Genomic DNA, 14,274 nt, shown 5'->3' on the forward strand with positions numbered 1-14,274 from the left:
ATAGAACCGGTAAGGAAACAGGGATCATGACCGAACATGTAAACAGTTACTACGCAGCCAGCGCCAATAAACACGCGCCCTACCCGACACTGACCGAGCAGCTGGAGTGCGATGTCTGCATCATCGGGGCGGGCTATACCGGCCTCTCCAGTGCCCTGCATCTGGTGGAGAAGGGTTACAAGGTGGTGGTGCTGGAGGCGGTGCGAGTCGGCTTTGGCGCCAGCGGCCGCAATGGTGGCCAGATCGTCAACTCCTACAGTCGCGACATCGACACCATAGAAGCGAACTGCCCGCCGGATCAGGCCAGGCTGCTCGGTTCCATGCTGTTTGAGGGGGCCCAGATCATCCGCGAGCGGATCGAGCGCTACCACATCCAGTGCGATCTGCAGCAGGGGGGCGTTTTTGCCGCCGAGACCGAGAAGCAGCTGCACGAGCTCAAGGCCCAGCAGGTGCGCTGGCAAAAGTGGGGCAACGATCAACTGGAGCTGCTCGACGCCAAGGGGGTGCGCGAGGTGGTAGCGAGCGATCGCTACGTCGGCGCCCTGCTCGACAAGAGCGGCGGCCATATCCACCCCCTCAATCTGGCGTTGGGAGAAGCCGAAGCGATCCGCATGCTGGGTGGGCAGATCTTCGAACAGTCCGCCGTCACCAGCATCACCCCGGGTCAACCGGCACTGGTCAAAACCGCCAAGGGGGCGGTGAAGGCGCGCTTTGTGGTGGTGGCGGGCAACGCCTACCTTGGCAATCTGGTGCCTGCGCTCGCCGCCAAGAGCATGCCCTGCGGCACCCAGGTGATCGCCACCGAAGTGCTGGGGGAGGAGCGAGCCCGTTCACTGCTGCCGCAAAACTACTGCCTGGAGGATTGCAACTACCTGCTCGACTACTACCGCACCTCCGGTGATCACCGGCTGCTCTATGGCGGCGGCGTGGTCTATGGCGCGCGGGATCCGGCGGATATCGAACGGCTGATCATCCCCAAGATGCTCAAGACCTTCCCGCAACTGGCGGGGGTCAAGGTGGAGTACACCTGGACCGGCAACTTCCTGCTCACCCTGTCACGGCTGCCGCAGTTTGGCCGCATCGGCCCCAACATCTACTACATGCAGGGCGACAGCGGCCACGGTGTCACCTACACCCATCTGGCGGGCAAACTGCTCTCCGAAGTGCTGAGCGGTCAGGCGGAGCGTTTCGATGCCTTTGCCAAGCTGCCGCACTACCCCTTCCCGGGTGGCCGCCTGTTCCGTATCCCCTTCACCGCCGCGGGCGCTGCCTGGTACAGCCTGCGTGACCGCTTGGGGGTATAAGCACCGCCCAGCAACGGATCTGAACCGACGCCAGAAACAACAAGGCCACCGCGAGGTGGCCTTGGTCGTTAACGGCGCTGACTGACGCCGCTGGCTTGATAAGCCCGGGCAACAGACAGTGGCGGTTAAACCTCTTCGATATAGTAGGCTTCAACGGTGCCTTTGAGGGTGATCAGGATTGGCTGACCACGGCGATCCAGCGCCTTGGGGGAGGGGATCTTCACCCAGCCTTCGCTGATGCAGTACTCTTCGACATCGGTGCGCTCTTTGCCGTTGAGGCGAATACCAATGTGGTGTTCGAAGCACTCAGCAACATGGTGTGGGCTACGCGGGTTGCCTGCAAGGTGATCCGGCAGTGCTGGTTTGGTGTTGGTATCGCTCATCGATATGACCTGAAATGAATAAAAAGTGCGTCATTGTAGAGAATGCCGTCATGGCATTCAAGGCGGCCAAAAAACAGACACAGCGTGCCCGCCATCACTATTGGCGATCCGATTATCCCCGTTGCCAATGCATCATCAGTTCGGGGCGGCCGCTGTGCGCGCACAATTGCGACTCACCCTCTTTAAAACCGTTGCGGCAATAGAAGCGGCGCGCCTGCTCATTCTCTGCGTAAACCGTCAACGCGAGCCGCTCATATTGTGTCTTGAGGTGTTCGAGCAATTGACGACCCAGCCCGTGTGACTGCTGGTCAGGGGAGATAAACAGCGCTGCGACAGACCCCTGATACCAGGAGATAAAGCCCAGCAGTTGGCCATCCTCCTCATAGACCCAGCTCTCGCTGGCGGGCAGGTAAATATCGCGCATCGCCGCCCGTTGCTCGCGCCAAAAAGTGGCGGGAATAAAGTCGTGGGCTTGCAGCGATGCCTGATACCAGAGCTCGACGGCGGCATCCAAATCGGTGGTAGATAATGGGCGGATCATAGTGGCCTCAATTACAAAGAGTGGAAGTAACGCAATGACGTAGGCTCGATTAGCGCAGCGTAATCGGGCATTCGCGGTAGAGATGAGCGAGAGCGCAGGGATTGCGCCGGTTGACCGCTTTGGTCAGTCCGGCAAGGTTGTTATTTATGCCATCTCCGTCACTGTATAGTGACGCTCGACATTGACGGTTATTTCCCCCCAACGGGAGGATTTGACTCTGGCTTGGTGCGCTTGAAAAGCAGCCTGATCAGCAAACTCTTCATAGACATTGAAGCGGCATGGATTGAGTTGGTCTTGAGTCACCTCAAAGATCAGGCAGCCTGCTTCAGAATGTGTGAGAAAAATATGATTATCAAGTTCATCATGAACGACTGCCAAATCAGAGAGTGGTACGATAATAAAACCACTCAATATCACTTTTTTCATTATTTATCCTATCTTTTGCATGGGCTAACTTAGCTTTATTGAGCGTCTTTATGTTTTACTAAATAGCTGTCTAGAATAGTAGATCACCGGAAAAAGGGAACTCAGTCCAGTTTGTGCGATCTGATTAGTCACCAAACAAAACAAGCCACACCCAAAGGACTGAGTTGATGCCTATCTTACCACCCCAGGTACGACCACAACGGCGCCGCATTCACAAAATCATCCATGCCACACGTGATAAGGGGCATGCTCGTCGCCTGATGGTAATCTTGCTGTTACATGAAGGACGCTAATTCCAAGTGGGGCTCAATGATCTCACATCAGGGACTTGTCTTCACCTTCCTTAGCGATAGCTGACACGCTTGGCTGGCTCAGATGGTCAGCCGTGAAACAATGAGATTTATTCAACAGCGTAATGTATGAGTAATATGCCTCGGTATAATAAAAGGCTTATGTTGTGAGTAAATAAAGGGTGACCAATTCATACCGGTCAGCTGCCAACATATGGTTTAAACCAGGAGCGTTGATTAATTTAATAGGAATCTATTTAATCAGCTCGTGAAAATACAAGATATATTGTCGTGGTGTTGTTAATGTTACCGGTAACACATAAAGGTGTGAATATAAGTGGGTTTTAATTTTGCATTTAAAGCTCGTTCAGCTCCAGTTATGGTTGTTATTATTATGGTGCTCTAAGTTTTATTGGAGAAATCATGTTTATGAAATTAATATTAAGTCGTTCTATGTCTAACCGAGCCCTGCTTGGTAGTGTATTGCTGCTGGCTGCAACCACTGTTCATGCTGGGGGGCAGTTTACACTTGGTCGTACCGTGCTATTGGATGGTGGCCGCGTAGCCACAATCCCCATACCAGCATGTCGGATGACCGATGCAATAAAGATTAAGGCTGAACGTGATGTTAACATAAAGCGTATGGTCGTTACTTTCAATAATGGCGGTAAGCGCACCATTAACTTTAATAGAGAGATTCGCGAGAATAAGGAAACAGAATGGCGTTCCTTGGGTTCCGAGCGTTGCGTAGACTCCATTAAGGTGTATGGTAGTTCTGAACGTAGTACCGGTGGTATCAAAGTATTTGGCCGAAATTAAAAAATAAATAAAAATAAAATTAAGATGTCCCTTCTAAGTCAGGGGCATCTTAATTTAAATATCGTTAATATTGATGTAAATTAAATCTAGCTTAGACCGCCCCTTTATAGAATATCCATGCAGCCACTTTAACTCCTATCTCATGTCTTAGTGTTAATTAGATATATTGTAATAAAGTCGGTAGAACAGACATTCCAACGATCTTCATAATATTGTATTCATCATTAACGTGACCTCCCGTGAGAGGCTGTTTACCGTAAAACCATCATACCGCTTGTAACCTGTAATGAGATGGTAGAAGGGCGATAATCAATTCCGTATCAATAAATTAAATCGATCGCCGTGCAGAAAAGACAAGGCCCCCGATGTCGGGGGCCTTGGTAGGGCAATCACTGGCTTGGCTGCGTAGGGCCATGCCGATCAGGGCAGATCCAGGGTAAAGCGGGCGCCGCCGAGGGGGGATTCATCGACCCGGATCTGGCCGCCGTAGCTGTGGACGATCTCGGTCACTACCGCCAGCCCTATGCCCTGTCCGGGGGAGCTGTCGGCACGGACGCCGCGCTGGAAGATCTGCACCGATTTGGCTGGGTCTATGCCGGGGCCATCATCTTCCACTTCGATATGCAGCCGTTCAAGGTGGCGAGACACTGTCACCCGGATCTCGCTGATGGCGAACTTGCAGGCGTTGTCGAGCAGGTTGCCCATCAGCTCCATCAGGTCGCCCTGTTCGCCGTGAAACAGGGCGTCGTCGTCGAACTTGAAGTGGGTTTGCAGCTTCTTGTGGCGATAGACCTTGGTCAGGCTGGCCAGCAGCTTTTCAATCAGCGGCACCGGTTCGGAGCCCTTGCTGGCAAGGCGCTGACGGCCGGTGACGGCGCGTCTGAGCTGGTACTGGATCATCTGATCCATGGTGAGGATCTGTTCGTTGATGTTGTCGTGGATCTCCCGCCCCAGCTTGATCTCCTGGGTGGTCATCTGGATCAGCGCCAGCCGGGTTTTCAGGCTGTGGGCGAGATCGTTGAGGGCGTGCTGGTAGCGCTGGGTCTGCTGGCGTTCGTTCTCCAGCAGCTGGTTGACCGAGTCGGTCAAGGGGGCCAGTTCTCGCTCAAATTCATTGGAGAGGGCATCCCGTTTGCCAGCCCGGATATCGTCGATCTGGCGGGCAATGGTGCGCAGGGAGCCGAGACTCCAGAAGGTGGTGATCAGCAGCAGCCCGGCCAGCAGCAGGTAGGCGAGCAGGGCCTGACGGGCAATCTGGTAGAGGTAGGCGCGGGATTCGGCGTGATAGCGCTTGGCCGAGTCGATCATCACCACGTAGTAGGCGGTGGTGCCGCTGCCGGGATTGCGGATAAAGCGCAGGCTGTAGACGAAGTAGCTCTCGCCATTCTTGATGGTGTGCTTCTTGAAGAAGTAGTCGAGATCCATCCCCCCAAGGTAGCGCATCAAATCAACGCAGATGGTCTGTTTGGCCTTGATCACTTCCGGCATATGGAGGCTGGACCAGACAAGGTCTCCATCCGCCCGGCAGATCAGGGTATCGAGGTTGCGATCGCCGGCATTGCGGGACATTCGCCCCAGTTCGACGGTGGGCCCCTTGTCGTCCGGTTCGGTGGAGGAGAACAGCTTGGCCAGGTTCTCCTGCATCCGGGCGCTGGCTTTTTGGGTCTGCTCCTCGATGTGACCAATATAGAGGGCATACACCGCAAACCCCATGCTCAGCGCGATGACCAGCAGCGAGCTGAGCAGCAGTTTGATGTGCAGGGAGCGATGGATCATCTTGATGGGGCGCGGCAGATGAGACAGCATCAGTTACACGAGAGGTTGAAGATGTAGCCCTGACGCCGGATGGTGGAGATGGGTTGAATTGTCCCTTCCGGATCCAGCTTCTTGCGCAGGCGGCTTACCATCACCTCTATGGTGTTGGGGTCCCCTTCGCCATCACCGTAGAGCTGGTCGAGCAGTTGCTGCTTGGAGACCACCTGACGGGCGTTGCGCATCAGGTACTCCAGAATGAGGTATTCAAAGCTGGTGAGCACAGATACTTCACCGGCGATGGTCAGCTCCTTGCGGGAGAGGTCCAGCTCATAATCACCGGCCTTCACCTTGGGTGAAATAAAGCCGGCACTGCGGCGCACCAGCGCATTGAGTCGGGCCAGCAGCTCATCTTTCTGGAACGGTTTGACCAGATAGTCATCAGCACCTGCTTCCAGTCCTTCGACCTTGTCCTGCCAGTTGCCACGGGCGGTCAGCACAATGATGGGGAAGGGGATCTGCCGTTCACGCAGTTGCCGGATCAGTTGCAGGCCGTCCATATCGGGCAGACCGAGGTCGATGATGGCCACATCAATGGGATAGTCGGCGGCGTAGTGCAGTGCAATCCCGGCCTGGTCGGTGCTGTAGACCTGATTGTCGGCTTCGGTCAGCAGAGAGGAGAGGTGGTGATTGAGCAGCTTGTCGTCTTCGACCAACAGAATTTTCATGATGTGAGCGGTCATAGGGATCCAGGCTGTCAATTAGAAAGTGTATGTCGCTTCGAGTCAATTCGAATCCTAATGCATCCCGGCTGTATCGGGACTGAATCAGCGGGACTTCAGAGTTCGCGCCAACTGGTCGTTTAACCATGGTCCGGGTTGTCGATGGCATGCTGGTCGGCAGCCATGCTGCGAAAGGTTTGATGTGATGAGAGAGATGGCCGGGAGGCTGCTGGCGCGACTGCAACAGCGTGAGCGCAGCGACCTCCTCTATATTGTCTGGCTCTGCTGGGGGGCTGCCTTGCTGCTCTACGTGCTGGGGTCGCCCTGTTTTCTGTGGCCAGTGGCGCCGATGCCGCTGGTTCTGCTTGTGTGGTTGGTGGAGAGAGTACGGATGTTTGGAAGAAACAAAGGTGGTGTGGCTACTGGGTCGGCCGGCGCCACTGTGATTGCAGCCGGTGCCCGCTTCAAGGGCGAGTTGCAGGTTGAGGGGGATCTGGAGGTGCGCGGTCAGATCAATGGCACCATCCAGCTCATCGGTGGTGTGCTGCGCATCATGCAGGGCGGCAGTGTTGAGGGAGAGGTGAGTGCTCCCCACGTGATCATCAATGGTCTGCTGGAAGGCACCTGTACCTCCGCCGAGGTGGAGATCCTGGAGAGCGGCAAGATGCAGGGGATCTTCAAGGGGGGCAGTCTCTCCATCTGCAAGGGCGGCAACTTTGTTGGCCAGTCCCAGCCCACCGTGGCCGGCAAGGCCGATCCCGTGTTGCAAGCCTTGTCTGAAAACAGTTCATCCGGGAGCAAGCTGCCGGAGAGCAAGAGCAATGTGAAAAAGCTGCCGCACGAGCCGAAAGGCAAGCCGACCGAGGAGCTGGCCAAGCAGGCGTGATGCCGTTTGCCAGCTGTGCAGATGACGGTTGTTCAGGAAAACAGAGAGGGGGCCACGATGGCCCCCTCTGCGTTTTCCTGTTTTTCGTTAGCTGCGGCGCGGCGGCAGCATATTGGTGAGGGTGTTGTCTTTGAGAATATGGTGGTGATAGAGGGCTGCCACCGTGTGCAGGCCGATCAGGGCATAGCCGACATCGCCGAGGGTTTCGTGCACCTCCTTGATCAGCCCCTTGAGATCCGGGTTGGGGGCGAGCAGGGCAGGCAGCTCAAGCCCGAAGAAGGGGATGGGCTTGCCGGCGGCGCTCAGCAGCAGCCAGCCAAATAGCGGAGTGAGAATGATAAAGCCATAGAGGGCGAGGTGGGCGAGGGTGGCCAGCTTGTGCATCATTGGCGAGAGCTCGGGCACGATACGGGGTGTCGGGCTCATCCTGCGCACAACCAGCCTGACAAGCACCAGGGCGAAGATCAGCAGCCCCAGCATAAAGTGCCACTGCTTCATCAGGTCGCGGCCCGGGTCCCCTTTGGGGAAGATGTCGCGAAATTCGATCAGGGCGTAGACGGCGATCATCGCCACCAGGGTCAGCCAGTGCAGCCCGATACTCAGGGTGCCGTAGCGTTTTTCACTGTTCATCAGCATAGGTTTGTTCCTTCGAAGTGTTGTCACATCCGTGTGGCATCCCCGCACTCAAACGTGTCGGGGCGAGGCCAGATCCCTTGGCGGCAACAGCCGGGCTGCCACGCTAGCCATCAATCGGCAGCCTGCCGCTGGCTGCAGTCAGAGGGGAGATGCCCTCTCCTGTCTGCATGGTATCACTGGCAACCGGGTGGATAGTCTGATCAATGCCACACAATTTACAGGCTCATTAAGCCCTTTGTGACGTGAAGAAGGCGTGAAATAGGCGGCGTGAAATAGCATCCGCGATGGCGGATGACCTTTCGCACCCGCCAAGGATCAGGCGGGCTCGATGGCCAGCACCACGCAATCCGGTTCGCTGATACGAAAACGGACGTTGCAGTCAAACAGCCGCACCCCGTACTCCTTCTCATCCGGTTTGCCCTTCTTGTAGGCGGGGCGGGGATCTTGCGCCAGCACTTCGCTCACCAACAGGCGCAGCTCGGGATGGGCCTTGAGCCAGGGTTGCAGCTGCTGCTCGGCCTCGGCACTGAAACTCACCGCCAGCGGCGGGGTGGGGGCATCGGGGGCAAAGCCGCCGCGGGCATCCGGCAGGCTGTCGGCATAGGGGATATAGGGTTTGATATCGACGATGGGGGTGCCATCGAGCAGGTCCACCGCCCCAAGCTCCAGCCACAGATTGCCCCGCTCGCGGCCAACCCCGTGCAACTCGACTACCGAGAGACCGAGGGGGTTGGGGCGGAAGGTGGAGCGGGTGGCAAAGACGCCGACCCGTTCGTTGCCGCCCAGGCGCGGCGGGCGTACCGTCGGGTGCCAGCCCTGCGCCATGGTCTGGTGAAAGACGAAGCTGAGCCACAGATGGGAGAACTGCTCGATGCCGCGCAGCACATCCGGCTGATCGTAAGGGGGGAGCAGCTCGAGGCGGGCGCGGGCCGATTTGACCAGACCGGGCTGGCGAGGGATGGCGAACTTCTCCTTGTAGGGAGAGCGGATAATCCCGAGGGTGTCGATTTCGAACTTCATGGCGGATCCTGACTGAAAACCCCGGCAATTTAGCACAGGCTGCCCCAAAACGCAGGCTCTGCCTCACAACCCCATTTCTGCTGCCCTGCCGTGATCCTTGTCCCATCCCGGCCAGTCGGGGGCTGTGCCGTACCGTCAAGTTGCGTAGGGTGGAGGCAACGGGAGTATCAGGATGAAATGCGCCCACGGGCGTCGAAGGGGAGGGAGAGGGATGAAACTGCTGATTATCGGTGGCACCGGCTTTTTGGGTCGCCACCTCACTACGCTGGCGCTGAATTGGGGTCATCAAGTGACCCTGTTCAATCGTGGTCAGCGTCAGCACCCTGATTGGCCTGATCTGGTGCAACTCACCGGTGATCGAGACAAGGATCTGGGAGCGCTGCAAGGCGCGGGGTTGCGCTGGGATCTGGCCATTGACACCTGCTGCTATCGCCCCGAACAGGCAGCGAGCCTCTCGGCGGCCTTGCTCGGGCGCTGTGAACGGCTGATCTTTATCTCCACCATCAGCGTCTATCGCGATTTTTCACTGCCGGGCATGGATGAGTCGGCGCCGCTGCACCCTATCCCCGCAGGCGAAATGCCCAGCGACTATGGCCCCCTCAAGGTATTGTGCGAGGCCGAGTATCGTGCCCGCTGGGGCGAGCGGCTCTGCATCCTGCGCCCGGGCGTGCTGTGCGGCCCCCATGATCCCACCGGTCGGATGGCGTGGTGGGTGAGGCGGGTGCAGCAGGGCGGGCCCTGGTTGCTGCCGGGCAGTGGTGAGGATCGCTTGCAGTATCTCGATGTGCGCGATTGCGCCGAATTTGTATTGCGCGCCGCCGAGCAGCAGCTGGGGGGTATCTTCAACCTGCTCAAACCCGGCATTACCCTGAGCGACTGGCTGGAGCGGCTGAGCGCCCGCTTGCCGCCAGCCAGACCCATCCAGCCCGAGTGGCTGCCTTGGCCCACCCTGATGGCGGCCGGTATCGAACCCTGGCAGAGCTATCCCACCTTGCTGCCTTGCGAGCAGGCGGAGTTTGCCGGTTACGGCGCTGTCAGTGCCGAGGCGGCCATCGTCCACGGGTTGAACTTCCGTCCGTTGGAGGAGACGGCTGTCGATCTGGCCAACTGGTTGGCCATCGAGCCTGCCGCCGGATCGGTGGTCAGTGGCCTGACCATGGCGCAAGAGGCGCAGTTGCGCCAGCAGCTAGTGGTCGCCAGCCGCTTACCGTGACGGAGAGCGCAGTAACAAAGAGTGCAGTAACAAAACGGGCACGCGATGGCGTGCCCGTTTTGTTATGAAAAGCCGTGGGCCTGTTACTGCTATTCGGCCACTTTCAGCGCCTGTCCGTAGCAGATCACCTGTTTCAGGCAACCCGGGGTGTCGCTGAATTCGGCGCACTTGTCGATGGTGACGCCGTTGCCGCCCATGTCGGCGGCGCGGCGGCGAGCCAGAGTGCGGGCATCACCGGCGTTGGGCGCCGGTTGCTTGGCATCGGCCTGGCAGGATTCACCCTCGATGGTGCCGAGGTAGAGGTAGTTGAGGTCAGCCAGCTCATCTTGTTCGTAGATGCGCACGCTACCGGGTTTGAAGTAGTCGCTGAAGTTCTCTTTATCCAGATTGCTGTTAAAGGCGTAGTTGGCACAACCGGAGGCAATCAGGGGCATCATCAGGATCAGGCGTTTCATCATCTCGTATCTTGTGTCGGCGATGAAGACAGTAGAAAGGCGCAGGCGATCCATGTCGGCATCTTGTTGAATAATGAGGGGGACATTATAGGGGCCAGCCGCCTGTGGCGACCAGCCCCGTTTTGCGCCCGGGTGTCAGGGTGTGACCCCCATCAGTTTGATATCAGACAGATATCAAACCGGAGCCAGCCGCTGGTAGAGAGATTAATTGGGGTAGTAATCATCCGCCAGCCGCTCATGTAGTGGTGGGGGGCACAGCCAGAGGCGACCCTCCTCCTACCTGTCATATCTCAGACCGGAGCCAGCCGCTGATAGAGGCTACGGTAGTAATCATCCGACAGCAGCTCTTGGTGAGGGGCGCAGAGGCGGATCTGTCCCTCTTCCATCAGGGCAATCCGGTCCATCTGCTCCATCCCCAACAAGCGATGTGAAATCAGCAGCAGGGCGCGATCCGCCCCCAGCTTGAACAGCAGGTCCATGATCTCCCGCTCGGTCTTGCTGTCGAGCCCTTCGGTCGGTTCGTCGAGTAGCCAGAGCGGCGCATCGTGCAGCAGGGCACGGGCAAGACCGATGCGGCGACGCTCGCCACCGGAGAGCGGCCTGCCGCCGTCACCCAGCCAGGCGTTGAGGCCCGCCTCATCTTCCAGCAGATTGGCCAGCCCGACCTGAGTCAGTACCGCAACCAGCTGCTCATCAGTGGCTGCTGGTGCGGCCAGCTTGAGGTTGCCGCGCAGGGTATCGGCAAACAGGTGCACCCGCTGGCTCACTACCGAGATGGAGGCGCGCAGTGCCCCTTCGCTGTAGTCGGTGAGCGGTTTGCCATCGAGCAGGATCTTGCCCGCCTGCGGGTTCCACTCCCGGGTCAACAGCCCCATCAGGGTCGATTTGCCGCAACCGGTCTGACCCAGCAGCGCCAGCTTTTGGCCCGCTTGCAGTTGCAGGGTGCAGCCGCGCAGCACCGGCTGGGGGTTGCCGGGATAGCCGAAGTAGAGGTCACTGATCTGCAGGGCGCCACCGGTAGCGTGGGTCTGCTCGTCGCCCCACTCGGGGGCCTTGGCCTCTTGCAAAATTTCATTCAAACGACGGGCCGAGGTGAGGCTGGTGGAGAGGTGCTGGAAGGCGCCCGCCAGCGGCATCAGCGCCTCGAAGCTTGCCAGGGTGGCAAACACCATCAGTGCGGTAATGGGGTCGGGCGCAGCACCCGCCACCCCATGACCAGCCAGCCAGAGCATCAGGGTCAGGGTCCAGCCGCTCAGCAGCTGCACCGAGAAGTTGGCCAAGCCGCTCACCTTGGCCATCCGTGCCTGTGCGGCGAGCAGTGCCTGTTCGGCCTGTTGCAGTTCAACCAGTGCCTTGGGGGCGGCGGCAAACATCTGCAGTTCGGCCTGACCGTCCAGATAGTCCACCAGCCGGGTGCGCAGGGTCGATTTCTCGGCAATCAGTGCCTGACCAGGGCGTCGACCGAGGAAGTAGAACACCAGCGGCAGGGCGATCATCCCAAACAGCAAAATGGCACCGAGGGTGAGGGCGAGGCGGCTATCGAAAAACGACAGGAAGAAGACCAAGCCAGCACAGCTAAGCAGGGCCGCGCCGATGGGGGTGATTAGCCGCAGATAGACGTGATCCATCGCATCGATGTCGGCCACCAGCCGGTTGAGCAGATCCGCCTGACGAAAACCGGCCAGGGTGCCGGTGGAGAGCGGCGAGAGTTTTTGCCAGAACCAGACCCGCAGTCGGGTCAGCACCCGGAAGGTGGCATCGTGGCTCACCACCCGCTCACCCCAACGACCGGCGGTGCGGATGATGGAGAAGAAACGTACGCCGCCAGCCGGGGTCATGTAGTTAAAGGCATGGGTGCTCGCAACTGTCATACCCGCCACGGCGGCGGCGGAGAGGAACCAGCCGGAGAGGGATAGCAGCCCCATGCCAGCGGCCAGGGTCACCAGTGCCAGCAGCAGGCCAATGGTGAGGCTGAGCCAGTGTTGGCGATAGAGGCGCAGAAATGGCAACAGATCAGTCATCGAGAGAACCCCCGGTACGTTGGGACAGCAGGTGGGCAAAGGGCCCCTCTGCCTGACTTAATTGTTGGAAGCTGCCTTGTTCCACCAGTTGGCCGCGTTCCAGCACCAGGATTTGATCCATCTTGGTGAGCTGATCGAGGCGGTGGGTGATCATCAGCAGGGTCTGGTTGGCGATGACCTGTTCCAGGGTGGTCATGATGGCGCGCTCGGAGTGGCGATCAAGACTGGCGGTCGGTTCGTCCAGCACCATCAGCTGGGTTGATTTGAGCAGGGTTCGCGCCAGCGCGAGACGCTGGGCCTGACCGACCGAGAGGCCACCCGCCTGATCGCCAACCGGATAGTCGAGCCCTTTTTCCATGGCAAATTCCCACGCCTGTGCCCGTTTCAGGGCATCTTCCAGCTCGCTGTCACTGGCCGTTGGCTTGGCCAGCAGCAGGTTGTCACGCAAGGAGGCGTGGAACAGCTGCGGGTTTTGCGAGAGCCAGCCCAATTGCAATCGCCACTGGGTCATGTCGAGGGTGGCCAGTTCCTGCCCGTTCACCTTGAGCTCGCCGCGATAGGGGGCAAAGCCAAGCAGGGCATTGACCAGCGAGCTTTTGCCTGCGCCGCTGACGCCGATGAGGGCGGTGCGCGAACCGGCCTCAAGGGTGAAGTCGATGGGGCCGACCAGTACCTTGCCCTCGGCGCTCAGCACCTCAAGCCCTTTGGCTTCTACCTTGACCGGGCTGTCGGCCTGGAACGGGGTGTTGCCTGCAGCGGGTTCGCTCACCTCGGCTTCGAGGAACTCCAGCAACTGCTCGGCGGCGCCGATGGCCTGTGCCTTGGCGTGGTAGTGGGCGCCCAGTTCCCGCAGCGGTGCGTAGAACTCGGGGGCGAGAAACAGCACGAACAGGCCGGTAAAGAGGGTGACCTTGCCGCCATAGTGGCCAAAATTGAGGTGATCGATATAAGAGAAGCCGAAGTAGACGGCGACCAGTGCTACCGAGAGGGCGGCAAAAAATTCCAGCACGGCGGTACTGAGAAATGCAAGGCGCAGCACTTCCATGGTGCGCTCGCGAAAATCTTCCGAGGCATCGTGGATCGCTTCTCCTTCTGCCTGAGTGCGCATAAAGAGCTGCAGGGTGCGCAGCCCTTTCAGGCGATCAAGGAAGTGGCCAGAGAGGCGGGCCAGCGACTGAAAGTTGCGGCGGTTGGCATCAGCAGCGCCGACCCCTACCAGGATCATGAAAAATGGGATAAGGGGTGCGGTACCGAGCAAGATCAATCCAGCCGCCCAGTTGACCGGGAATACCGCCACCAGAATCACCACCGGAATAAAGACGGCGATGGCCATCTGCGGCAGATAGCGGGAGAAGAAATCCTGCATGTTTTCTATCTGTTCCAGCAACAGGCTGGCCCAGCTACCGGCCGGGCGGCGCTGGATATAGGCGGGGCCAAGCCGGCTAAGGCGGGTGAGCACCAGCTGGCGGATGGTCTGGCGCACCGCGCTGCCCGCTTTGAAACTGGCAACTTCGCGGCCATAGGCCAGCGCTGCCTTGCCAAGGGTCACCAGCAGCAGGGTAATAAAGAGCGTGATGGATTGTTCGGGAGTTGAGCCCTCGATAATAAAGCGGTGTAGCAGGGTTGCCAGCAACCAGGCTTGTGCCACCATCAGCATGCCTTGACCCAGGCCAAAAGCGATGGAGAGACTGATCCAGCGGCGACCGTGACTCGATTGCTTGCGCAACCAGCCATAGAGACGTTTTTGCGTTTTTTTATCCATTACCACCATCCTCGCGTCGAGTGGCGCAAGACTATCCTTGCCGT

Annotated in this window: 14 protein-coding genes and 1 pseudogene; 5 read left to right on the forward strand and 10 right to left on the reverse strand. The window is 58.6% G+C overall.

Features of this window, described 5'->3' with window-relative positions; genetic code table 11:
• The first annotated feature begins 26 nt into the window (after positions 1 to 26).
• Complete coding sequence (locus tag ACY8FN_RS09655; RefSeq protein ID WP_463099864.1) at positions 27 to 1,304, forward strand: NAD(P)/FAD-dependent oxidoreductase; 1,278 nt, start codon at positions 27 to 29, stop codon at positions 1,302 to 1,304.
• 125 nt (positions 1,305 to 1,429) lie between these two features.
• Here the strand turns inward: ACY8FN_RS09655 and ACY8FN_RS09660 are convergent, their stop codons facing one another.
• From ACY8FN_RS09660 to ACY8FN_RS09670, 3 genes are all read right to left on the reverse strand, one after another.
• Positions 1,430 to 1,687: a DUF3297 family protein gene (locus ACY8FN_RS09660; RefSeq protein WP_068977037.1), complete on the reverse strand. Its 258-nt coding sequence runs from the start codon at positions 1,685 to 1,687 to the stop codon at positions 1,430 to 1,432.
• A 112-nt stretch (positions 1,688 to 1,799) separates the two neighbouring features.
• Positions 1,800 to 2,228, reverse strand: coding sequence for an N-acetyltransferase (locus ACY8FN_RS09665; RefSeq protein ID WP_463099865.1), 429 nt, complete (start codon positions 2,226 to 2,228; stop codon positions 1,800 to 1,802).
• Between the two features lie 144 nt (positions 2,229 to 2,372).
• On the reverse strand, positions 2,373 to 2,654 hold the full coding sequence (locus ACY8FN_RS09670; RefSeq protein WP_101317248.1) for a putative quinol monooxygenase: 282 nt from the start codon (positions 2,652 to 2,654) through the stop codon (positions 2,373 to 2,375).
• Positions 2,655 to 2,821: 167 nt separating this feature from the next.
• Here ACY8FN_RS09670 and ACY8FN_RS09675 point away from each other — a divergent pair.
• Both ACY8FN_RS09675 and ACY8FN_RS09680 read left to right on the forward strand, forming a co-directional pair.
• Positions 2,822 to 2,944 (forward strand): annotated as a pseudogene (locus ACY8FN_RS09675) (IS630 family transposase); the annotation flags it as partial.
• Positions 2,945 to 3,367: 423 nt separating this feature from the next.
• Positions 3,368 to 3,763, forward strand: coding sequence for a DUF2541 family protein (locus ACY8FN_RS09680; RefSeq protein WP_240038525.1), 396 nt, complete (start codon positions 3,368 to 3,370; stop codon positions 3,761 to 3,763).
• A gap of 420 nt (positions 3,764 to 4,183) precedes the next feature.
• On the opposite strand, the gene ACY8FN_RS09685 is transcribed toward ACY8FN_RS09680, so the two are convergent.
• Positions 4,184 to 5,569: an ATP-binding protein gene (locus tag ACY8FN_RS09685; RefSeq protein WP_463099866.1), complete on the reverse strand. Its 1,386-nt coding sequence runs from the start codon at positions 5,567 to 5,569 to the stop codon at positions 4,184 to 4,186.
• Positions 5,569 to 6,243, reverse strand: a complete 675-nt coding sequence (locus ACY8FN_RS09690; RefSeq protein WP_461600260.1) for a response regulator — start codon at positions 6,241 to 6,243, stop codon at positions 5,569 to 5,571. The genes ACY8FN_RS09685 and ACY8FN_RS09690 overlap by 1 nt, the downstream gene beginning before the upstream one ends.
• Before the next feature lie 199 nt (positions 6,244 to 6,442).
• Between ACY8FN_RS09690 and ACY8FN_RS09695 the strand changes: the two genes are divergently transcribed.
• Entirely contained in the window at positions 6,443 to 7,123 is a 681-nt protein-coding gene (locus ACY8FN_RS09695) for a bactofilin family protein (protein ID WP_257123420.1), read from the forward strand.
• An 87-nt stretch (positions 7,124 to 7,210) separates the two neighbouring features.
• On the opposite strand, the gene ACY8FN_RS09700 is transcribed toward ACY8FN_RS09695, so the two are convergent.
• Positions 7,211 to 7,759 carry a cytochrome b gene (locus tag ACY8FN_RS09700; RefSeq protein WP_139718560.1) on the reverse strand — a complete coding sequence of 183 codons (549 nt, stop codon included), beginning with the start codon at positions 7,757 to 7,759 and terminating at the stop codon, positions 7,211 to 7,213.
• Between the two features lie 315 nt (positions 7,760 to 8,074).
• Complete coding sequence (gene tsaA / locus ACY8FN_RS09705; protein ID WP_463099867.1) at positions 8,075 to 8,779, reverse strand: tRNA (N6-threonylcarbamoyladenosine(37)-N6)-methyltransferase TrmO; 705 nt, start codon at positions 8,777 to 8,779, stop codon at positions 8,075 to 8,077.
• A 211-nt stretch (positions 8,780 to 8,990) separates the two neighbouring features.
• Here tsaA and ACY8FN_RS09710 point away from each other — a divergent pair, with 211 nt between their 5' ends.
• Positions 8,991 to 9,992, forward strand: coding sequence for an NAD-dependent epimerase/dehydratase family protein (locus tag ACY8FN_RS09710; protein ID WP_463099868.1), 1,002 nt, complete (start codon positions 8,991 to 8,993; stop codon positions 9,990 to 9,992).
• Between the two features lie 89 nt (positions 9,993 to 10,081).
• On the opposite strand, the gene rcsF is transcribed toward ACY8FN_RS09710, so the two are convergent.
• The 3 genes from rcsF to cydD all read right to left on the reverse strand — a co-directional run bounded on the left by rcsF (position 10,082) and on the right by cydD (position 14,230).
• Positions 10,082 to 10,447 (reverse strand): Rcs stress response system protein RcsF, encoded by a 366-nt coding sequence (gene rcsF / locus ACY8FN_RS09715; protein ID WP_463101152.1) that lies wholly within the window; start codon positions 10,445 to 10,447, stop codon positions 10,082 to 10,084.
• A 290-nt stretch (positions 10,448 to 10,737) separates the two neighbouring features.
• Positions 10,738 to 12,468, reverse strand: coding sequence for a heme ABC transporter ATP-binding protein/permease CydC (gene cydC, locus ACY8FN_RS09720; protein WP_463099869.1), 1,731 nt, complete (start codon positions 12,466 to 12,468; stop codon positions 10,738 to 10,740).
• A complete protein-coding gene (gene cydD, locus ACY8FN_RS09725) occupies positions 12,461 to 14,230 on the reverse strand; it encodes a heme ABC transporter permease/ATP-binding protein CydD (protein ID WP_463099870.1) in 1,770 nt (589 codons plus the stop codon). Before cydD ends, cydC begins: the two co-directional genes overlap by 8 nt.
• Positions 14,231 to 14,274 lie beyond the last annotated feature (44 nt).

It is taken from the genome of Aeromonas sp. 160P, from assembly GCF_055193095.1.